This is a genomic window from Streptomyces chartreusis NRRL 3882 (assembly GCF_900236475.1).
GTDB classification, from domain to species: Bacteria; Actinomycetota; Actinomycetes; order Streptomycetales; family Streptomycetaceae; genus Streptomyces; species Streptomyces chartreusis_D.
In genome coordinates this window covers 3,848,337-3,868,485 of the sequence record NZ_LT963352.1, presented here as the reverse complement: position 1 = coordinate 3,868,485, position 20,149 = coordinate 3,848,337, and the positions used below count along the sequence as shown (strand labels likewise).

Genomic DNA, 20,149 nt, shown 5'->3' with positions numbered 1-20,149 from the left:
ACCCCTGGTGAGAGGGCAGTAAGAAGGACGCTCCGGCGCAGCTCATCCGACCCCGTAGGCCCGGCGCCGGGGCACACTGGACGCGTGTCCCAAACAGTGCTGCTCGCCGAAGACGACCGCGCCATCCGCAACGCCCTGGAGCGCGCCCTGACCCTGGAGGGTTACCAGGTCATGGCGGTCGCCGACGGTGTCGAGGCACTGGCGCAGGCCCACCGCAACCGTCCGGACGTCCTCGTCCTGGACGTGATGATGCCCGGCATCGACGGGCTCCAGGTGTGCCGCGTGCTGCGCGCCGAGGGCGACCGGACGCCGATCCTGATGCTGACCGCCCTCGTGGAGACCGCCGACCGGATCGCCGGCCTGGACGCGGGCGCCGACGACTACGTGGTGAAGCCCTTCGACGTGGAGGAGGTCTTCGCCCGGCTGCGCGCCCTGCTGCGCCGCACCAGCCCGGTGGGCGCCGGGAGCACACCGGCGGCCGAGGCGCCCAAGCCGCTCCCGGAGCGGTTCATCGAGGCGGCCGGCATCCGCATGGACCCCCAGGCGCGCCGGGCCTGGCGGGGCGCGCGCGAGCTGGAGCTGACCCGCACCGAGTTCGAACTGCTGGAGCTGCTGGTCCGCAACGCGGGCATCGTCCTCGACCACTCGACGATCTACGACCGCATCTGGGGCTACGACTTCGGCCCCGGCTCGAAGAACCTCGCCGTCTACGTCGGCTATCTGCGCCGCAAGCTCGACGAGCCGGACGCGCCCCTGCTGATCCACACGGTGCGTGGCGTGGGTTACGTGCTGCGGGAGGACTGAGTGAGCCGCCTCCGCCGGCTGGTGGGCGGGCGGCGGCCGAAGCTGGTCTCGCTGCGCACCACGTTCGCGGTGTCGTTCGCGGCGGTGACGGCGGCCGTGACGATCCTGGTCGGCATCCTGTCGTACAGCGCTGCCGCCCGGCTCGTGCGGGTGGACCAGCAGACCGTGTTCGCCGAGGTCGTGCAGGACCTGCGCGACGAGGTGCGGCAGAACCGCATGACGCCCGGCGACTTCTCGTCCGCCGCGCCGGGCCACGACCTCGTCCGGCCCGCCCGTACCGATGTGCAGGTGCTCGGCCCGGACGGCCATGTCGTCGACCCGGGCAGCCCCGGGCTGCCGGTCACCGGCGCCGACGTACGGATCGCCGGGGCTGCGACGTCCGGGCGGGTGGCCGAGCACAAGGACGTCGACGTGGGCAACGACGTCTACCGCGTCGCGACCGTCTCCCTCGGCGGCGGCCGGGGCGCGGTGCAGGTCGCGCAGGAGTTCAGCGACGTCGAGGACCTGCTGCGGGCGCTCCAGCGGCGGACGCTCCTGCTGATGGCCGCCGTCGTGATCGCCGCCGGCCTGTTCGGCTGGTGGCTGGCCCGGCGGATCACGCGCCGCCTGGTCGTCCTGACCGACGCCGCCGAGGACGTCGCCCGCACCCGCCGGCTCGGCATCCAGGTGCCCGTCGCCGGTCACGACGAGGTGGGCCGGCTGGGCCGGGCCTTCGACCGCATGCTGGGGCGGCTCGCCCAGTCCGAGGAGGACCAGCGCCGCCTGGTCCAGGACGCGGGCCATGAGCTCCGTACGCCCTTGACCTCCCTGCGTACGAACATCTCCCTGCTCCGCCGGATCGACGAACTCCCGCCCGGGTCCCGCGAGGAACTGGTCGCCGATCTGGGCCAGGAGGCCCGGGAGCTGACCGACCTGGTCAACGAGCTCGTCGACCTCGCGGCCGGGCAGTCCGACACCGAGCCGCCGCAGCGGGTGAACGTCGCCGACATCGCGGAGGAGGTGGCGGGCCTCGCCCGGCGCCGCAGCGGCCGGCGGATCCTGCTCCGTGCGAGCGGCGACACCACCACCGACGGACGGCCCGGGATGCTGACCCGGGCGCTGTCCAACCTGGTCGAGAACGCGGTGAAGTTCGACCAGGCCGGCACGGCCCCCGTCGAGATCGTCGTCGCCGGGCCCGCCCGGCCGGGCACGATCCGCGTCGAGGTCCTCGACCGCGGCCCCGGCATCGCCGACAAGGACCTCGACCGCGTCTTCGACCGCTTCTACCGCGCCGCCGACGCCCGCTCCCTGCCGGGCTCCGGACTGGGCCTGTCCATCGTCCGGGAGGTGGCACTCGCGCACGGTGGAGCGCCGTTCGCGTTCCGGCGGGAAGGGGGCGGGACGGTGATCGGGTTCACGGTGGGCGGGGGACTCGACTGACACCGGCGGGCTCCGTGTGAGGCGTCCGGCCACCTTCGCCGAGGCCGGTGGGACAACGTTTGCAAGCCAGGGGCGTGCCATGCCGAAGCAGATGCATTACGTGGGAGTAATCGCTGCCCATTCGCGTCGCATCCGCATGAAAGCGCTGTCACATCGGCGGGTCGGAGAGCGAATTCCTGTGTTACCGTCCGCCCATGCCTCCAGCTCAACGGCACCCCACGATGGCCGACGTCGCGGAACGGGCCGGGGTCTCCACATCCACCGTCTCGCGCACGCTGCGCGGCCTGTCCACGGTCTCGCCGGAGGTGCGGGCCCGCGTCGAGAAGGCCGCGCGCGAGCTGAACTTCGCCGTGTCCCGGCAGGCCGCAAGCCTCGTCACGGGCCGGACCGGGACGGTGGCGGTGCTGGTCCCGACGCTCAACTCCTGGTTCATGGGAGCCGCCCTGTCCAGCCTGGCCCCGCTGCTGCGGGCGGCCGGCATGCAGCTGAACGTCTACGAGATCCCCGACCTGGCCGAGCGCACCGCGTTCTTCGAGCACCTCCCGGCACGCCGCAACGCCGACGCGCTCCTGGTGTTCTCCTTCGACCTCACCGACGAGGAGACCGCGCGGCTGGACGACCTCGACATGCCGGTGATCTACGTCAGCCAGCACGTCCAGGGACGGCCCAGCGTCTACGTCGACGACGTGGCCGGCGCCCTGCACGGCACCCGGCACCTGCTCAACCTCGGCCACCGCCGGATCGCCTTCGTCCAGACCGCGGGCGCGAGCGGCTTCTCCTTCAGCTCCGACGAACGGCTGCTGGGCTACCAGCAGGCGCTGACCGAAGCGGGGGTCCCGCTCGACGACGACCTGGTGGTGTCCACGCGGGTCGGTGACAAGCGTGCCGCCGCCGAGGTGCTCGGCATGCTGCTCAGCCTGCGCGAGCCGCCCACCGCCGTCTTCGCCGAGCAGGACGAGCTCGCCGTCGCCCTCATCTGGAACCTGCGCAGGACGCAGGTCGCCGTACCCGAGCGGATCTCCGTCCTCGGCTTCGACGACCAGCCGCTGGCCGACTGGTTCGACCTGTCCACGGTCGCCCAGTCACCGTCGGACATGGGCCGGGAGGCCGGGGAGCTGGCCCTGAAGCTCATCGACGACCCCGAGGCGGATCACGTGCGGCACGTCGTGCTGCCGACGTATGTGATCCCGCGGGCGACGACCGCGCCGGTGGCCCGGTCCCGGGCCCGGGACGAGGGGGAGCGGACCGGCGGGCCGGCACCCGGGGAGTGAGGTGACGCGGGGCGGGGGCGCGTGCGGCACGCGCCGCCGGGAGACCCGCGTCAGGCCTCTGCGAGGGCGAAGAAGTGCATCGGGGAGTTCGCCTCGAAGCCGATGCGCGGATACACGGGCGCGCCCGCGGCGGTGGCGTGCAGGGTCGCCCGGGTCAGCCCGGTGGCCCGGCCACCCTCGTACAGGGCCTTCCGCGTCACGGCCTCTCCGTATCCCCGGCGCTCCCACGCCGGATCGGTGGCGACGAGCAGCACGAAGAGGCGGCCGTCGGCCTCGACGGTGGCGGCGCAGGTCACGGGGGTGCCGTCGGCGCGCACGCCCAGGTAGGCGTGCACCTGGCTCTTCCAGATCGAGGAGCGGCCGAGACCGTCACGGCCGTCCTCCAACGGGAAGCCGTAGGCACGCGAGTTGATGTCGGCGAAGGCCCGCAGCTGCTCGTCGGTGGTCACGCGTACGAACGTCAGGTCGGGGTGGGCGGGTTCGGGAAGGGGCAGCAGATTCCCCGCCATGCCCGTACCGGGAAAGGCGTGCACGAGCCCGGCTCGCTCGGCGGCGTCCCCCAGCCCCGCGCGCGCCTCGTCGTCCAGCAGATCCTCGAAGACCCACAGAAAACCGGGGCACTTCTTCGACCGCATGATCTCCGCGACCTCGTTCAGCCGCTGCTTCAGCAGCCCGGCGGTGGTGCCGGGTTCGGTCAGCGTGACGCAGTTCCAGAAGGCGAACCGGCAGTCGGCCCAGCGGACGGCGATCCCCGGCAGATCGCGGACGTCCGCCTGCGGATCCCGGTCGAGCACCATGACCCGCCACACGGTGGCGAGCTGCTCCATCGATTCGATCGAGTCCGCGAGATCGCGCATGAGTTCCCCCCAGGTCGGCGACACGGCACGGGAGTCGCCCGCGCCCAGTACACGTACTGCCCTCCCCGGGGCTGCCTCATCCTTCTTCTGGATCCTTCGGGGCGTCATGACTCAAGTCCGCTCACAGGCGCCGTAGATCGCGTGCTCCGCGCCGGTGGCAAGGGCCCAGTACCGGTCGCCGTACGACCAGTGCCACCATTCCGTCGGGTAGTTGACCAGGCCCGCGGCCGTCAGCGCGTCGCCGAGGAGCCGCCGGTTGCCGCGTGCTGCGGGCGGGACGTCGGGGGCGTGCGTATAGCAGGCGCCGTCGCTCTCCTCCGGATTGGCGTTCACCCGCGTCCCCATGTCGAGTTCCCGCCCGTCGGCGGACATGAGGGTCAGGTCGACCGCCGCGCCGGCACTGTGGGGAGCTATCTCCGGCGGTGACACGTAGCGGCTCGCGGCGTCACGCACCCGTTCCGCCGACCAGTCGGGGTGGTCCGCCCGCAGTGCGCCGGAGTACCGCTCGAAGTAGAGACGCTGGAGGGCGGACGGCCGGTACCCCTCGACGAACAACAGACGAACGCCGTCCGGCAGCAACTCCTGAGCTTTCAGAAGGCGGGACAGGACCCCCTCCCGCAGGTGCGCCTAGGCGCCCGCCCCGTCTTCCCTCCGTGGGTCGACGGCAATGGACTTCCCCGCCCTGACGTCGAGCAGCTCTTCACCGCAGTCGACGACGGGGACTGCCGCGACTCTGGGATCTGACATCAGCACGATCTCGGTCATGCGCTGATCATGACGCAGCGTCGCCCCACGCAGACGACCCGTTCGGGGGTGACCTTTCCGGAGGCGGCGAGTCGGAGGGCGTCGGGGATGTGGGCGCGTACGTTGTCACGGGCTGTGCCAGGGCGTCGAGCTCGTCGAGGAGTCCGCGGACGCGGCGTTCGATTTCATCGCGGATGGGGCGGACGTCGGCAGCGGTTTTGTCGGCGGGGTCGTCGAGGTTCCAGTCGAGGTACCGCTTACCCGGGGGGGCAGTCGTGCGATTCCACGCGCTTGAAGTCGTCGCTCACAAGCCCGGACTGTTTCCTGAGGGTGCTTCAGACGTCCAGTCGTTTGCAACGACTCATGAAACATGGTCGCCGCAGGTGGACCGCCGGGCGGCCGGGTGTTTCACGAGCGAGGACCTGTGAAACAGTCTTGGCGGTGGTCTGAGCCAGAAGCAGTGGAGATTCGGTCGAAGATCGCTGTCGACGATCTGCCGTCGGTGATCGTGCTTGTCGCCCTGGGCCACCTGGCCGGGGTCAAGATCTAACCCTTGATCAACAGGGTCAGCAGGGCTGTCGCCACACCGAGACCGACCGACCCGAGCGCCCACCGTGTGCCGGTGCGCTGCCAGGGACGTCCAGCGTCCAGTGCGTAGCGTCCCGGCCCGGTGAAGGCGAGCGCCACGGCGACGGCCGCGAAGAGCATCGGCGTCTCGGTCCCCTCGTAGAACCCGGACCCCCACGAGGCGTTGACCGCATTGATCATCACCCCGATGACCATGGCCGTGGCCAGCGGGAACGCCAGACCAGCGGCCAGCAGCAGCCCGCCACTCATTTCAGTCAGCCCCGCGATCACCGCAAAGGGCCTCCCCGGCTGAAACCCCATCGTTTCGAACGCCGCGGCGGTCCCCGCAACCCCGTCGCCCCCGAACCACCCGAACAGCTTCTGCGCCCCATGCGAGGCCAGAACCAGCCCGAAGAACACCCGCAACCCCAGCAATCCGACATGCATGACCATCGCTCCATTCGCTTCGTGCAACTCCAGCTTCGATGCGTGACGGGGCGGCTGGCATCCGCCGATCTTCCGCTTCAGCCCCGCCGATCGGCGGGGTGGTTCCGGCCAGGTGCCGGATCCCTTTCCACCGTCTCCTGTTCGAGTCTTGAGTCCGACTCCAGGACGACCACGCCATGAGGGGCCCTACAGCCCTTCTTCCAAGCCCCGAGGACTCCCCAAGAACCCCTGGGAAGGCCACGGTCAGGAAGGCCACCGCCACGAAGGCCAGGCGCCCGATTCGGGGTCTTGATGTTCTTCCCGTTCAGGAGGAGCGCATCTGCTCCGCCGCCCAGTGAGGAAAGCCTTTTGTCCGCACGCTCGACCGCGCCTCGATCGCGCGTCACCCGCCTCGGAGCAGTCGCTGTCGCGGCCGCTCTCTTGTCCGTCTGCCTCGCAGGCTGCCAGAGCGCAGAGCCGCACTCGCACCCGGCGGCTACCGGAGAGCCAGATCCGGCGTTTACCGGACTGCCGCCCGCGCCGCCCAAGGGAAAGTTGCTGCCGACGACCAAAGAGCAGGCGGCCGGCATGGTTCCCGGCGCTGCGCTGGTGGAACCGCCCGACCTCAACACGGCGACCCCGAAGGAGCTGACGGTCCAGCTGACTGCGGTGCAGAAAGAGGTGATGATCTCGGGCAAGAAGGTCCTCGCGGAGACCTACAACGGAAGTCTCGTCGGGCCGACCCTCCATGTGGTTCCAGGCCAGCGTGTCACCTTGAAACTGGCCAATCACCTTGGCACGTCAACCAACCTGCACTACCACGGGATGCACCTGTCCCCGAAGGGAAGCGCGGACAACATCGACCTGTCCGTTAAGCCGGGGCAGATTCAGACCTACCACCTCGACATTCCCGCCAACCAGGAACCCGGAACGTACTGGTACCACGACCACGAGATGTGCGACGGGAACGGCCGTCCGATGCCGGGGATGACGATGAGCCCCGCACCCGCGAAGAGCCCCGCACCCGCGAACGTTCGCTGCAATGGAACTGAGAGCCAGATCGGGGCGGGGCTGTCGGGAACCATCATCGTCGGGGACAGCCGCGAAACTCTGCCACCGGCCTACCGCGGGATCACCGCTCACACCTTGGCGCTCAAGGACACCCAGATCAGCTCATCCAGCTCGATCGTCTACCCCGACGGGGTCCTCGAGCCCGCAGAGCCGACGGTCCGGCTGGTCAACGGCCAATACCAGCCCACGCTGACCATGAAGGCCGGGGAAACCCAGCTGTGGCGCATCGCCAACGAAGGCTACGCCATCGCCTACGACCTCCAGCTCGACGGCGGCACCTTCACCGTCGTCAACCAGGACGGGATTCCCGCCGCGGCGCCGGCCCGGGCCAAGCACCTTCTGATGCCGCCCGGCAGACGCTTCGACGTCCTGGTGACCGCCGGAGCCACCGGATCGACCTGGCTCAGAACCCTCGCCCACAAGACCGGGCCCGACCCCTTCAACGGTGCCGGCGACGAATACCCCGACACCCCCCTCATGAAGGTCAACGTCCAGAAGGACAGCGGGAATGCGGGGCCGGCCGCCACCGCAGGACGGCCGGGCATGGCCACCTCGCCCCAGATCACCGGTCCGCTTCCCGGATCCCACCCCGATCTGTCCAAAGAACCCATCGCCCGATCCCGAAGCATCGTCCTGAACGACGACCGCGGCAACAACTTCTGGATCAACGGCAAGCTGTTCGACCACACGAAACCGACTTTCGCTGAACCGGCCACTCTCGGAACGGTCGAAGAATGGACGCTCACGAACAAGGCTCAGCAGAATCATCCGTTCCATCTCCACGTCGCGCCGTTCCAGGTCCTCAGCGTGAACGGCGTCGCCCAGCCCCACGCCGACTACATGGACGGCGTGAGCGTCCCCCACGCAGTCAACGGAAAGCCCGGAAAAGTGGTGATCCGGATCCGCTTCACCGACTTCACCGGGAAATGGTTCTTCCACTGCCACATCACCGGACACGAGGACACCGGAATGATGGGCTACCTGAACGTCATCGCCGCCCGATAACCAACCCTCCGGCGCCGGCGGGCGCCGGCGGGCGCCGGAGGCTCAGGATGCGAGGACGCCCCGATCCTGGGCAGGGAGGCGTCAGCATCCTGCGTCGCTGAAGGCACGTCACCGTCAGGCGGCCTGGTCGAGGCCGACGGCGGTCAGATCCTGCTCGCAGCGGGATGAAGTCGACGTCGAGTTTCGGGTCGTATGCGTCGGGCTGGATGCCGAGTTCGTGCGTGGAGTACTCGCCGAACCGGTTGATGTGCTCGGTCAGGTACGGCGAGATGTGGGCCAGGTCCTCCGGGGCGATCTCCCCACCCTTCCTCCAGTAGCTGACGGGCGATCTCCGCGATGTCCAGGGCATTGTGGAAGAGCACCGCGTTCGTGAGCAGGGCGTTGAACTTCATCGCCTTCTCCTGCTCGATGGGGTCGTTGTCGGCGATGACGCCGCGGTTGCCGAAAGCCGATCCACTGGGAGAACCGGTTGAACGACTCCACCTTGTTGGTTGCCGCCGTCACCCGCCGGCGCAGTGGCGCATCCGAGAGGTGGTGCAGCAGCTGCACCGTACGGATCACCCGGCCGACCTCCCGGAAGGCCGTGTAGGTGGCATTCTTCCGCGAACCGGAGCGCAGCCGCTTGAGCAGCGTGGAGGAGGAGATGGCGCCTTCGCGTACGGAGACGGCCACGCGCATCAGGTGGCGGAACTGGGACTCGACACCGCCGAGGCGATAGCGCCGGCTGACTTCGGGAAGGAGGCCAGCGAGTCGTTGCAGGTGGATCGACGACGCCTTCACGGAAACGGAAACGGAAGCCGAGGCGGAAGACGACGGCGGCCCGCCCGCCGCCCAGGGCACATCAGCACCCCCAGCAAAACCAATGTGCCCGCAATGTGCCCTGGCCGCCTGACGGCCCCTCCCGGCACCAAAAAGGGCGAGGCCCGAAGACCCCGCCCGATCCGCAAGAAACCCCAGCTCAGAGCCGATCAGGGCCAAACAAGGCAGTACGGCTGATGCCCCGCCTCATGCAGCCGATGGCTGAAGTCCTGCCACTCGTGCAGCAGTTGGTACACGTTGAACGCGTCCCGCGGTCCGCCCCGGTCCGGGACCGTCGACCAGATGAAGGCCGCCGCGCCCACCGCCTCCTCGCCGATGCCCCGCAGGGGGTCGACGACGGTCATCGGGAGTTTCACGACCGCGTAGTCGGGGTGCAGGACGACCAGTTCCAGGGGCGGCACCTTGTGCAGGGGGACGCCCTCGATGCCCGTCAGGACCATCGCCGCCATGGTCTCCGGCTTGATCTTCGTGAACATGCCGTTCATACCGAGCTCGTCGCCGCCGAGTTCCTCGGGACGCATCGAGATCGGGACGCGGGCCGCGGTCGCGCCGTCGGGCGCGCCGAAGTACTTGTACGTCACCCCCACCCGACCACCATTCCTGCTCCCCGTCCGAAGATCGTCCATCCGGCGTTCAGTACGGCGGTCGAGCCGGTCCGGTTCACTCGGCAGCCCCTGCGTCTGACGTGCTTCCTGCGTGTCCTCCGCTTCGCGCCGGTGCCTTCCCCGCCGGGCACGTCGAGGACCCAGGTCATCAGTCCCCTCGCCCAGTCCGCCACCGCGATGCATATCTCCACCCGACTGCTTTTCTAGGACGCGTCGCCCCCGCCGCGCAACCCGATCATCGTGTCAGTGACCTCCCCCGCGGCCGCTCGCCGAAACGTGCGCTGAAACATCTGTCCGCGGGATCTTCGCAGCCTCCGACCACCCTGGGCCGTTTGAGCTGTGTGTATCACGCCCCAGTCTCGCAGACGACAGAGGTTCGGGGACCGCTCGCAGGGCACTGTCCTACCCTGAACAGGTCACTCACACCCGGATCCCGACGACGTCGGAGAAGGTCGGAGAAGTCGCAGGTCATGAGCGAACTGGCATATCCGTATGAAGCACCGGCCTCGCAGGCTCTGTTCGACCGTGCGGCGGCCGTCACACCAGGTGGCGTGAACTCGCCGGTGCGGGCCTTCCGCGCAGTCGGCGGCACACCGCGGTTCATGGTGTCCGGCAAGGGGCCGTATCTGACCGATGCCGACGGCAGGGAGTACGTCGACCTCGTGTGCTCCTGGGGGCCCATGATCCTCGGGCACTCGCACCCCGAGGTCATCGCCGCCGTGCAGGACGCCGTCGCCCGCGGTACGTCCTTCGGTACGCCCGGTGAGGGCGAGGTCGCACTCGCCGAGGAGATCGTCGCCCGGGTGGAGCCGGTCGAGCAGGTGCGGCTGGTGTCCAGCGGGACCGAGGCGACCATGTCCGCGATCCGGCTCGCGCGCGGGTTCACCCGGCGGAGCAAGGTGATCAAGTTCGCCGGGTGCTACCACGGGCACGTCGACTCGCTGCTCGCCGCGGCGGGCAGTGGCGTCGCCACCTTCGCGCTGCCCGACACCCCCGGCGTCACGGGCGCCCAGGCCGGGGACACCATCGTCCTGCCGTACAACGACCTCGACGCCGTACGCGCCGCCTTCGCGGCCCACCCCGGCGAGATCGCCTGCGTGATCACCGAGGCCTCCCCGGGCAACATGGGCGTCGTACCGCCCGCGGACGGCTTCAACCAGGGCCTCAAGGACCTCTGCGCCGAGAACGGCGCCCTCTACATCTCCGACGAGGTCATGACCGGCTTCCGGACCAGCCGGGCCGGGTGGTTCGGGGTCGACGGGGTCCGCCCCGACCTCATGACGTTCGGCAAGGTCATGGGCGGCGGCTTCCCCGCAGCGGCCTTCGGCGGGCGCGCGGACGTCATGGCGCACCTCGCCCCGGCCGGGCCCGTGTACCAGGCCGGCACGCTGTCCGGGAACCCGGTGGCCACCGCGGCCGGTCTCGCCCAGCTGCGCCTCCTCGACGACGCCGCCTACGACAAGGTCGACGCCGTCTCCGCACAGATCCAGGGGCTCGTCACCGAGGCCCTGACCAAGGAGGGTGTCGCGCACACGCTCCAGAACGCCTCCAACATGTTCTCCGTGTTCTTCACCGACCGGCCCGTGCGGAACTACGAGGACGCCAAGGCGCAGGAGTCCTTCCGCTTCACCGCCTTCTTCCACTCGCTGCTCGCAGGCGGCGTCTACCTGCCGCCGTCGTCCTTCGAGTCCTGGTTCGTCTCCACCGCGCACGACGAGCGGGCCGTGCAGCGGATCGCCGACGCCCTCCCGGCGGCGGCCCGAGCTGCCGCGGAGGCCACGGCATGAGCAACGAGACGCCCCAGGGGACGAACGACGACATCACCGTCGTCCACGTCATGCGGCACGGCGAGGTCGCCAACCCGGACGGCATCCTCTACGGGCGGCTGCCCGGCTACCACCTCTCCGAGCTGGGCCGCCGCATGGCCGACCGGGTCGCCGAGCACCTGTCGGCGCGCGATGTGACGTACGTCGTCGCCTCGCCGCTGGAGCGGGCGCAGGAGACGGCGGAGCCGATCGCCAAGGCGCACGGGCTGGACCTCGCCACCGACGAGCGGCTGATCGAGGCCGAGAACATCTTCCAGGGCAAGACGTTCGGCGTCGGGGACGGGGCGCTGCGCAAGCCCGGGAACTGGAAGCACCTGGTCAACCCGTTCCGGCCGTCCTGGGGCGAGCCGTACGTCGACCAGGTCGTGCGGATGATGAACGCGCTGAGCGCGGCGAAGGACCGGGCCCGGGGGCACGAGGCCGTCGTGGTCAGCCATCAGCTGCCGATCTGGATCGTGCGGTCGTACGTCGAGCGGCGGCGGCTCTGGCACGACCCGCGCAAGCGGCAGTGCACGCTCGCCTCGCTGACGACCTTCACGTACCGCGGCGACCGGATCGTTTCCGTCGGCTACACCGAGCCGGCCCGCGATCTCGTCCCGGCGCATCTCCTCGCCGGTGCCAAGCCGGCGAAGGGGAAGGACAAGGCGTTCGGCGCGTAAGCCCTTTCCGTTCGCTTCTGATCGCTTCGTTACGGAATCTGCAAATATCAGCGGAACCTCCCTGTTCATCACGTCCTCTGACTGGATGACCACCAGAGAACGCGATGAACGGGGATGCAATGCGCCCTTACTCCCGCAGGGGAATGCTCGGAATCGGCGCGGGGGCCGCGGCCGCCGTCTCGCTCGCCGGGTGCGGCGGACTCACCGGGTCGGACGGGTCCAGCCATGCCGGTGGTTCCGGGGAATCCGCACAGGGCGGGTCGAAGCCGAAGCCGACCGCCCGGCCCATCGGCGACGGCTCCACCGCCTACACCGGCAAGCAGCCCCACCAGCCCGCCAGGCCCGAGCCGCTGGAGCCGGGTCAGACCCCGCCGCAGTTCGTGGTGTTCTCCTGGGACGGCGCCGGCGAGGTCGGCAACGGGCTCTTCCCGCGTTTCCTGGACCTCGCCAAGGAGCACGGCGCGAGCATGACCTTCTTCCTGTCCGGGCTGTACCTGCTGCCCGAGTCGAAGAAGCGCCTCTACGACCCGCCGAACAACCCGCGCGGCGCCTCCGACATCGGCTACCTCACCGACGAGCACGTCAAGGAGACGCTGAAGAACGTCCGCCGGGCGTGGCTGGAGGGCCACGAGATCGGCACCCACTTCAACGGGCACTTCTGCGGCGAGGCCTACGGCTCGGTCAAGAACTGGACGCCCCGGCAGTGGCGCAGCGAGATCGACCAGGCGAAGTCCTTCGTGAAGGAATGGCGCACCAACACCGGCTGGAGGGACCTGCCGTCGCTGCCGTTCGACTACGACAAGGAGCTCGTCGGCGGCCGTACGCCCTGTCTGCTCGGCCAGGACAACCTGCTGCCCACCGCCCGCGAGCTGGGCTGGCGCTACGACGCCTCCTCGCCCGGCGGCCGTCAGGTGTGGCCGGTGAAGCGGCAGGGGATCTGGGACCTGCCGTTGCAGCAGATACCTTTCCCCGGTCGTGGCTTCGAGGTCCTCTCCATGGACTACAACATGCTGGCGAACCAGTCCATCAGCACCACGAAGGCCCCGGCGCACAACTACCCGGGCTGGCGGCAGCAGTCGGCCCAGGCGTACATCCAGGGATTTAAGCGGGCATACGAGACTAATCGGGCACCCCTCTTCATCGGCAACCACTTCGAGCAGTGGAACGGCGGCATCTACATGGACGCCGTGGAGGAGGCCTTCAAGCACATCGCGCGCGAGAAGGAGAAGGGCGCGGATGTGCGTCTCGTCTCCTTCCGGCAGTTCGTCGACTGGCTGGACGTGCAGAAGCCCGAGGTGCTCGAAAAGCTCCGCACGCTCGACGTCGGGCAGCAACCGGCCGGTGGCTGGAAGGGGTTCGTCGAGAAGGCCCCGCAGGGTGCCGCCACACCCTCCCGGAACGCTGCCTGAAATGCGGTTTTCCGCCCGCAAGGGGGGTGGGCGAGAGCCCCGGAACGGACATGCGAAACTTTTCACATGAGTGCCGCCAGCCGCGCCCCCCTGCGCTCGAACCGCTCGCCCCGCACGACCCTCTCGACCCGGGTCCGTCGCCGCGCCGCCCTGACCGCCGGTGCCGCCGTGGCCGCGCTGCTCGTCTCCGCGTGCGGCTCGGGCGGCACCTCCGGCGGGGGCGGCAACACCAACTTCGTCACCGGCACCGACGGCATCGCCACGGTCGCCAAGGGCGAGCGCACCCCGGCCCCCGACCTGTCCGGCAAGACCATCGCCGGCAAGACCCTCGACGTCGCCGACTACAAGGGCAAGGTCGTCGTCCTCAACGTGTGGGGGTCCTGGTGCAACCCCTGCCGCGCCGAGGCCAAGTACTTCGCGAAGGTCTCCAAGGAGTACGCCGGCAAGGGCGTGCAGTTCGTCGGCATCAACACGCGCGACACCTCCACCGGCGCCGCGCTCGCCTTCGAGAAGGACTGGGACATCACCTACCCCAGCCTCTACGACCCGACCGGCAAGCTGCTGCTGCGCTTCGACAAGGGCACCCTCAACCCGCAGGCCATCCCCTCCACCCTGATCCTCGACCGGGACGGGAAGATCGCGGCCCGCTCGCTGTCCGCGCTCAGTGAGGAACGGCTGCTGAAGATGCTCAAGCCGGTCGTCGCCGAGAAGTGAGCGGAGTAGTGACGTGAGCGCGCTCACCCTCGCCGCGGTAGCGGACCCCAACGGCACGGTGCTCAACGGCGCCCTGCTGGTGGCCCTGCCCATCGCACTGCTCGGTGGACTCGTCTCCTTCTTCTCGCCCTGCGTGCTGCCGCTCGTGCCCGGCTACCTGTCCTACGTCACCGGCGTCAGCGGCACCGACCTGGCCGAGGCCCGGCGCGGCCGGATGGTCGCCGGGGCCTCGCTGTTCGTGCTCGGCTTCACGGCCGTCTTCGTCTCCGGCGGGGCCTTCTTCGGGTACTTCGGCCAGACGCTCCAGGAACAGCGGGGCGTGCTGTCCAAGGTGCTGGGCGTCTTCATGATCCTCATGGGCGTCTTCTTCATGGGCATGATGCCCTGGCTCACCCAGCGCGAGTTCCGCTTCCACAAGAAGCCCGCGGCCGGTCTCGTCGGCGCCCCCGTGCTCGGCGCGCTGTTCGGCATCGGCTGGACGCCCTGCATCGGCCCGACGCTGGCCGCCGTCCAGACCCTCGCCCTGAACCAGGGCAGCGCGGGTCGCGGGGCGGTACTGACCATCGCGTACTGTCTGGGCCTGGGCGTGCCGTTCGTGCTCGCCGCGGTCGCCTTCCGCAAGGCCCTCGGCGCCTTCGGGTGGATCAAGCGCCACTACGTCTGGGTCATGCGGATCGGCGGCACCATGATGATCGTGACCGGTCTGCTGCTGCTGACCGGCGCCTGGGACCGCATCGTGCAGGAGATGCAGGTCTGGTCCGACGGCTTCACTGTGGGGATCTGATCGATGAGCAAGACCACCGCCTCCGACCCGGCCCCGACCGCCGCCGAGGACCAGGAGCTGGGCGACGCCGGCTCCCAGCTGTCCACCGCCCCCACGGAGGACGCGCCCAACCTGCCCTCCCTGGGCGTCATCGGCTGGGCCCGCTGGTTCTGGCGCCAGCTGACCTCCATGCGGGTCGCGCTGCTGCTGCTCCTGCTGCTCTCCCTCGGCGCGATCCCCGGCTCGCTCATCCCGCAGTCCGGCCAGGACGAGACGAAGGTCGCCGACTTCCGCAAGGGCAACCCCACCCTCGGGGACGTCTACGACAAGCTCGGCCTGTTCCACGTCTACAGCTCGGTGTGGTTCTCCGCGATCTACATCCTGCTGTTCATCTCCCTCATCGGCTGCATCGTCCCGCGCACCTGGCAGTTCGTGGGCCAGCTGCGCGGCCGGCCGCCCGGCGCGCCCCGGCGCCTGACCCGGCTGCCCGCCCACACCAGCTGGCGCACCACGGCCGAACCCGACCAGGTGCACAGCGCCGCCCTGGCCCTGCTGCAGAAGCGCCGCTTCCGCGCCCACCTCGCCGGTGACGCCGTCGCCGCCGAGAAGGGCTACCTGCGGGAACTGGGCAACCTCGTCTTCCACATCGCCCTCATCGTGATGCTGGTCGCCTTCGCCTGGGGCCAGCTGTACAAGTCCGAGGGCAACAAGCTGGTCGTCGAGGGCGACGGCTTCTCCAACACCCTCACCCAGTACGACGACTTCAAGTCCGGCAGCCTCTTCACCTCCGACGACCTGGTGCCCTTCAGCTTCAACCTGAAGAAGTTCACCGGCACCTACGAGCGCAACGGCCCCAACAAGGGCACCCCGCGCGTCTACCAGGCCGACCTCACCTACAGCGACGGCCCCTACGGCAAGGACGAGAAGACCACCGTCAGGGTCAACCACCCGCTGGAGATCGGCGACGCCAAGGTCTACCTCGTCAGCCACGGCTACGCCCCGGTCATCACCGTCCGCGACGGCAAGGGCAACATCGTCTACGACGACGCCGTGCCGCTGCTGCCGCTCGACGCCAACGTCACCTCCTCCGGCGTCGTCAAGGTCCTCGACGGCTACCGCAACCCCGAGGGCAAGAAGGAACAGCTCGGCTTCAACGCGTTCTTCGTGCCGACCTTCGGCGGCGCCGCCAGCGGCACGATGCTGTCGCAGTTCCCCGCGCTGGACTATCCGGTGCTCGCGCTGTCCGCCTACCACGGCGACCTGGGGGCCGACTCCGGCATCCCGCAGAGCGTGTACCAGATGGACAAGACCAACATGAAGGAGTTCAAGGACTCCAAGGGCAAGCTGTTCAAGAAGCTGCTGCGGCCCGGCGAGACCATGAAGCTCCCGAACGGCGCAGGTTCGGTCACCTTCGGCAAGGACATCAAGGAGTGGGCCGGCTTCCAGGTCGTCCAGGAACCCGGCGGCGGCTGGGCCCTCGCCGGGGCCCTCGCGGCCATCGGCGGCCTCGCCGCCTCCCTGTTCATCCAGCGCCGCCGCGTCTGGGTGCGCGCGGTCAAGGGCGCCGACGGCGTCACGGTCGTGGAGATGGCCGGCCTCGGCCGCAGCGAGTCCGCCAAGGTCCCCGAGGAGCTCGGCGAACTCGCCGGGATCCTCTACGACGAGACACCGCCCGCGCCCGGCCCCGACGACCCCGCAGATTCCCCCGACACCGACCAGGAGCCGGGTACCGAAACCCCCGTACCTGCCGAAGGGGCTGAGAAGTGACTCTCGCCGCCGCCACCAACGAAAACCTCGCGAACATCAGCAATGTGCTGATCTACTCCGCGATGGCCGTCTACACCCTGGCGTTCTTCGCGTACATCGCCGAATGGCTCTTCGGCAGCCGCAGCAAGGTCGCCAAGACCGCCGCCGCGCTCACCGCCAAGCCGGCCGAGGCGAAGAAGGCGCCCGCCGTCACCGTGAACCAGGCGGGCGGCACCGCCGTCCTGGAGCGGCCCAAGGTCACCGTGCGGGCCGGGGCCGGTCAGCGGGACGTGCCGGACGGGCCCGGGGCGCACGGCGGTGACGAACAGGGCGACCTGTACGGCCGGATCGCCATCTCCCTCACCGTGCTCGCCTTCCTCGTCGAGCTGGGCGGGGTCATCGCCCGCGCGGCCTCGGTGGAGCGGGCCCCGTGGGGCAACATGTACGAGTTCAACATCACGTTCTCCACGGTCGCCGTCGGCGTGTACCTCGGGCTGCTGGCGCTGAAGAAGAACGTGCGCTGGCTCGGCCTGTTCCTGATCACCTCGGTCCTGCTGGACCTCGGCCTCGCGGTCACGGTCCTCTACACCGCCAGCGACCAGCTGGTCCCGGCCCTGCACTCGTACTGGCTGTACATCCACGTCTCCACGGCGATCTTCTGCGGCGCGGTCTTCTACGTCGGCGCGGTCGGCACGATCCTGTACCTCTTCAAGGACTCCTACGAGAACAAGCTCGCGAGCGGCGGTACGCCCGGCACCTTCGCGACGTCCGTCCTGGAGCGGCTGCCCTCCTCCGCCTCCCTCGACAAGTTCTCCTACCGCGTCAACGCCGCCGTCTTCCCGCTGTGGACGTTCACGATCATCGCGGGCGCCATCTGGGCCGGTGACGCCTGGGGCCGCTACTGGGGCTGGGACCCGAAGGAGACCTGGTCCTTCATCACCTGGGTCGCCTACGCCTGTTACCTGCACGCGCGCGCGACCGCGGGCTGGAAGGGCCGCAAGGCCGCCTACCTGGCCCTGATCGCCTTCGGCTGCTGGCTGTTCAACTACTACGGCGTGAACATCTTCGTCTCCGGCAAGCACTCGTACGCGGGCGTGTAGCTCCCGTACCGGCGAAGGCCGGTTCCCGCGACCCTCAGTCGCGGGAACCGGCCTTCGCCGTCGCTCAGGGTCTGCCGGCCGCGCCCGTCACGATGTCCCGCAGCCGCTCGGCGTACAGCCGCATGTTCTTGTACGCGATGTCCGTGTCCGGGTAACGGGCGGCGAACCACAGGCCCTCGTGGAGGCGGGTGATCCAGGCGCAGACCTGGTCACCGTAGGACACCCTGAGCAGCCCGTACGCCTTCTGGTCCGTCCAGTGGTCGGAGCCGGGGATACCGCGGGTGTCGACGAACGAGACGATCGAGTACAGGTCGGGGGAGGTCGGTCGGAAGTCGCTGCCGAGGAGGTGGAGGACGCGGGCCAGGGGGATGCGGGCCAGCCGGCGGTTGGCCTGGAGGGCGGCGCGTACGGTGCGCAGGGCGCTCGGGAAGTCGACGGCCTCGGACATGGGGATCTCGATCGGGGCGCCGCCCACGTACCAGCCGACCGACTGCGACCACTGGGACTTCACCCGGGTGTGGAACGGCACGACCGTGCGGTAGACGGGCTCGCCGCCGATCTCGTGGACGATCAGGGCTGTGGCCGCGAGGACACCGACCAGGCTGCCGCCGTACGGGCGGCAGTACGACTCGAAGGCGGCGGCCGCGTCCGCGTCCACCATCATCTCGCGCATGAACTTCTGCGTGGGCAGTTCGCCCCCGGGTTCCAGGCCGAGGTCGACGGGGAAGCTCGGCAGCCGTCCGCCGCAGCGGTGGATGAACTCCCGCCAGCGGGCGACGATGTCGTGGTCCGCGTCGATGCGGTCGGCGTCCGCCCGCTCGGCCTCGCAGAAGTCGACGTAACTGCTCGCCGGCTCCGGTCCCTCGGCCTTGCCCGCGATCCCGGCCTCGTACAGCTCGTGGATCTCGGCGGGGATGCGGTGGATGGAGTAGGCGTCGACGTTGCTGTGGTCGAAGGCCATGTACACGCTGGTGCGGTCGTCCCGGACGACCGCCGTGTAGATGAGGTTGGGCCAGCGCAGGGCGTCGGCCGTGGTGTCGAAGCGGTCCTGGAGGTGCTGGGCCAGGGCCGCCGCGTCGGTGAAGTCGCCGACGTCCTCGCGGTGCAGGGACACCGAGGAGGGGTCGAGCGTGAAGCGGCGGATCGAGTCGCCGGGACCGCCCGCCCAGCGGAAGCCGCTGCGCAGGGTTTCATGGCGCAGCGTCCAGCCGCGCAGCGCCTCGCCCAGCGCGTCCAGGTCGGCCCGTCCCGGGATGTCGAACGCCGCGCCCAGCCAGGTCGGCACGAAGAGTCCGTCCTCCCGCACGGACCGGGCCGTCCGGATGTGCGACTCCTGGATGTACGCCGGTGGCCTGGAGTCTTCCGGCAGAGCCTTCGCCGTCGCGACGGTCGCCGGACTGAGTGTCCATTCGACGAGTCGCCCAGGTCGGACCTCGCAGCGCTGGATATCAGTCATTCGCACAGGGGGTCTCCGTTCGCAGGTGGGATAGACCCGATCAAAGGAAGGCCGAACCCGCTACCGGCGACACCGGGTGTCGCCGGTTTTTCAATGGATCGGATGGCATCTCGAACAGAGTTACGAGTCCTGGCCGGTGCGTTCGGTTGACGCCGTCCCGGCTGCGGCGACCCGGTCGAGGTAGGCGTGGAGGGCGCCCGCGCCCTCGACCATGCCCCTGGTGCGAGCCGTCAGGGCCGCTCCGCGCGCCGCGATCGCCGCCCGCAGGGCGTCGCTGCTGCCCTCCCGGCGCAGCCCCTGAAGCACCGGCCGGATCTGGTCGAAGAGATAGTGACTGCGGCGCAGCGTGTGCACGAGCCGGGCGTCGCGCACGTCGGCGGGTTCGTAGACGCGGTACCCCGTGCCGCGTTCGCGCCCCGGCGTGAGCAGCCCGGCCCCTTCCCACACCCGCAGCGCGGACGTCCGTACGCCCAGCAGCGCGGCCACCTCGCCGATGCGCAGCCCGCCGGAACGCGGCAGCGGGGCGGGGGGCTCGGCCGCCAGCAGCTCCAGGGCCTCGCTCGCGGCCCGCAGGGAGACCCGCTCCTCGTGCAGGGCGGCGTGCGCGGCGTCGACCAGGGCGAGCGCGCCCGGGACGTCCCCGTCGTGCAGGGCGCGCATGATCCGTGTCGCCGTCAGCGGCCCGTACCCCCGCATCAGGACCCGGTACGCCAGCAGCGCGCTGCGGTGCGTGTCGGTGAAGACGCGGTAGCCGGACTCCGTGCGCGCGGCCGGCGGCAGCACTCCGGCGTCCTCGTAGTTGCGGATCTGCTGTGTCGAGACCCCGGCCAGTCGGGCGAGATCGACGGGGCGGAGACGGCGTTCGTTGGTCATCGATTTGAAGGTTAC

At 69.8% G+C, this 20,149-nt stretch carries 16 protein-coding genes and 4 pseudogenes; 11 read left to right on the top strand and 9 right to left on the bottom strand.

What is annotated here, in order from left to right; translation table 11 throughout:
- Positions 1 to 84: 84 nt before the first annotated feature.
- The 3 genes from SCNRRL3882_RS17290 (at position 85) to SCNRRL3882_RS17280 (ending at position 3,494) form a co-directional block, all read left to right on the top strand.
- On the top strand, positions 85 to 804 hold the full coding sequence (locus tag SCNRRL3882_RS17290) for a response regulator transcription factor (RefSeq protein ID WP_102514815.1): 720 nt from the start codon (positions 85 to 87) through the stop codon (positions 802 to 804).
- Positions 805 to 2,223, top strand: coding sequence for a sensor histidine kinase (locus SCNRRL3882_RS17285; RefSeq protein WP_010043451.1), 1,419 nt, complete (start codon positions 805 to 807; stop codon positions 2,221 to 2,223).
- 221 nt (positions 2,224 to 2,444) lie between these two features.
- On the top strand, positions 2,445 to 3,494 hold the full coding sequence (locus SCNRRL3882_RS17280; protein ID WP_010043449.1) for a LacI family DNA-binding transcriptional regulator: 1,050 nt from the start codon (positions 2,445 to 2,447) through the stop codon (positions 3,492 to 3,494).
- A 50-nt stretch (positions 3,495 to 3,544) separates the two neighbouring features.
- On the opposite strand, the gene SCNRRL3882_RS17275 is transcribed toward SCNRRL3882_RS17280, so the two are convergent.
- The 4 genes and pseudogenes from SCNRRL3882_RS17275 to SCNRRL3882_RS17260 form a co-directional block, all read right to left on the bottom strand.
- Positions 3,545 to 4,351 carry a GNAT family N-acetyltransferase gene (locus SCNRRL3882_RS17275; protein WP_010043447.1) on the bottom strand — a complete coding sequence of 269 codons (807 nt, stop codon included), beginning with the start codon at positions 4,349 to 4,351 and terminating at the stop codon, positions 3,545 to 3,547.
- Between the two features lie 111 nt (positions 4,352 to 4,462).
- A pseudogene (locus tag SCNRRL3882_RS17270) lies at positions 4,463 to 5,116 on the bottom strand (M15 family metallopeptidase).
- A 127-nt stretch (positions 5,117 to 5,243) separates the two neighbouring features.
- Positions 5,244 to 5,360, bottom strand: a pseudogene (locus SCNRRL3882_RS41750) (arsenate reductase ArsC); the annotation flags it as partial.
- Positions 5,361 to 5,641: 281 nt separating this feature from the next.
- Positions 5,642 to 6,109 carry a DoxX family protein gene (locus SCNRRL3882_RS17260; RefSeq protein ID WP_199784622.1) on the bottom strand — a complete coding sequence of 156 codons (468 nt, stop codon included), beginning with the start codon at positions 6,107 to 6,109 and terminating at the stop codon, positions 5,642 to 5,644.
- Positions 6,110 to 6,643: 534 nt separating this feature from the next.
- Between SCNRRL3882_RS17260 and SCNRRL3882_RS17255 the strand changes: the two genes are divergently transcribed.
- Entirely contained in the window at positions 6,644 to 8,164 is a 1,521-nt protein-coding gene (locus SCNRRL3882_RS17255; protein ID WP_231911137.1) for a multicopper oxidase family protein, read from the top strand.
- A gap of 143 nt (positions 8,165 to 8,307) precedes the next feature.
- Here the strand turns inward: SCNRRL3882_RS17255 and SCNRRL3882_RS42615 are convergent.
- From SCNRRL3882_RS42615 to SCNRRL3882_RS17240, 3 genes and pseudogenes are all read right to left on the bottom strand, one after another.
- A pseudogene (locus SCNRRL3882_RS42615) lies at positions 8,308 to 8,601 on the bottom strand (Tn3 family transposase); the annotation flags it as partial.
- A gap of 25 nt (positions 8,602 to 8,626) precedes the next feature.
- Positions 8,627 to 8,944 (bottom strand): annotated as a pseudogene (locus SCNRRL3882_RS42610) (Tn3 family transposase); the annotation flags it as partial.
- A 188-nt stretch (positions 8,945 to 9,132) separates the two neighbouring features.
- A complete protein-coding gene (locus SCNRRL3882_RS17240; RefSeq protein WP_003974483.1) occupies positions 9,133 to 9,570 on the bottom strand; it encodes a hypothetical protein in 438 nt (145 codons plus the stop codon).
- Between the two features lie 488 nt (positions 9,571 to 10,058).
- Here SCNRRL3882_RS17240 and hemL point away from each other — a divergent pair, with 488 nt between their 5' ends.
- The 7 genes from hemL (at position 10,059) to ccsB (ending at position 17,805) form a co-directional block, all read left to right on the top strand.
- Positions 10,059 to 11,375, top strand: coding sequence for a glutamate-1-semialdehyde 2,1-aminomutase (hemL, locus tag SCNRRL3882_RS17230; protein WP_010043432.1), 1,317 nt, complete (start codon positions 10,059 to 10,061; stop codon positions 11,373 to 11,375).
- Entirely contained in the window at positions 11,372 to 12,073 is a 702-nt protein-coding gene (locus SCNRRL3882_RS17225; protein WP_010043429.1) for a histidine phosphatase family protein, read from the top strand. Before hemL ends, SCNRRL3882_RS17225 begins: the two co-directional genes overlap by 4 nt.
- Before the next feature lie 143 nt (positions 12,074 to 12,216).
- Entirely contained in the window at positions 12,217 to 13,482 is a 1,266-nt protein-coding gene (locus tag SCNRRL3882_RS17220; RefSeq protein ID WP_010043427.1) for a hypothetical protein, read from the top strand.
- Positions 13,483 to 13,548: 66 nt separating this feature from the next.
- Complete coding sequence (locus SCNRRL3882_RS17215; protein ID WP_010043425.1) at positions 13,549 to 14,196, top strand: TlpA family protein disulfide reductase; 648 nt, start codon at positions 13,549 to 13,551, stop codon at positions 14,194 to 14,196.
- Positions 14,197 to 14,209: 13 nt separating this feature from the next.
- Positions 14,210 to 14,980: a cytochrome c biogenesis CcdA family protein gene (locus SCNRRL3882_RS17210; RefSeq protein WP_010043423.1), complete on the top strand. Its 771-nt coding sequence runs from the start codon at positions 14,210 to 14,212 to the stop codon at positions 14,978 to 14,980.
- A gap of 3 nt (positions 14,981 to 14,983) precedes the next feature.
- The gene (gene resB, locus SCNRRL3882_RS17205) at positions 14,984 to 16,726 is read left to right on the top strand and encodes a cytochrome c biogenesis protein ResB (protein WP_010043421.1); all 1,743 of its coding nucleotides are present in this window, start codon (positions 14,984 to 14,986) and stop codon (positions 16,724 to 16,726) included.
- Positions 16,723 to 17,805, top strand: coding sequence for a c-type cytochrome biogenesis protein CcsB (gene ccsB, locus SCNRRL3882_RS17200; protein ID WP_010043418.1), 1,083 nt, complete (start codon positions 16,723 to 16,725; stop codon positions 17,803 to 17,805). Before resB ends, ccsB begins: the two co-directional genes overlap by 4 nt.
- A 64-nt stretch (positions 17,806 to 17,869) precedes the next feature.
- On the opposite strand, the gene SCNRRL3882_RS17195 is transcribed toward ccsB, so the two are convergent.
- Together SCNRRL3882_RS17195 and SCNRRL3882_RS17190 are read right to left on the bottom strand one after the other, a co-directional pair.
- Positions 17,870 to 19,267, bottom strand: a complete 1,398-nt coding sequence (locus SCNRRL3882_RS17195) for a condensation domain-containing protein (protein ID WP_029181419.1) — start codon at positions 19,265 to 19,267, stop codon at positions 17,870 to 17,872.
- Positions 19,268 to 19,381: 114 nt separating this feature from the next.
- Positions 19,382 to 20,134, bottom strand: a complete 753-nt coding sequence (locus SCNRRL3882_RS17190; protein ID WP_010043412.1) for a MerR family transcriptional regulator — start codon at positions 20,132 to 20,134, stop codon at positions 19,382 to 19,384.
- Positions 20,135 to 20,149: the final 15 nt, after the last annotated feature.

Bases quoted from the DNA above. Each gene is read 5' to 3' on its own strand.
- SCNRRL3882_RS17215 (WP_010043425.1), top strand. From the start codon at position 13,549: ATGAGTGCCGCCAGCCGCGCCCCCCTGCGCTCGAACCGCTCGCCCCGC.
- resB (WP_010043421.1), top strand. From the start codon at position 14,984: ATGAGCAAGACCACCGCCTCCGACCCGGCCCCGACCGCCGCCGAGGAC.
- hemL (WP_010043432.1), top strand. From the start codon at position 10,059: ATGAGCGAACTGGCATATCCGTATGAAGCACCGGCCTCGCAGGCTCTG.
- SCNRRL3882_RS17190 (WP_010043412.1), bottom strand. From the start codon at position 20,134: ATGACCAACGAACGCCGTCTCCGCCCCGTCGATCTCGCCCGACTGGCC.
- SCNRRL3882_RS17275 (WP_010043447.1), bottom strand. From the start codon at position 4,351: ATGCGCGATCTCGCGGACTCGATCGAATCGATGGAGCAGCTCGCCACC.
- SCNRRL3882_RS17225 (WP_010043429.1), top strand. From the start codon at position 11,372: ATGAGCAACGAGACGCCCCAGGGGACGAACGACGACATCACCGTCGTC.
- SCNRRL3882_RS17260 (WP_199784622.1), bottom strand. From the start codon at position 6,109: ATGCATGTCGGATTGCTGGGGTTGCGGGTGTTCTTCGGGCTGGTTCTG.
- SCNRRL3882_RS17220 (WP_010043427.1), top strand. From the start codon at position 12,217: ATGCTCGGAATCGGCGCGGGGGCCGCGGCCGCCGTCTCGCTCGCCGGG.
- SCNRRL3882_RS17280 (WP_010043449.1), top strand. From the start codon at position 2,445: ATGGCCGACGTCGCGGAACGGGCCGGGGTCTCCACATCCACCGTCTCG.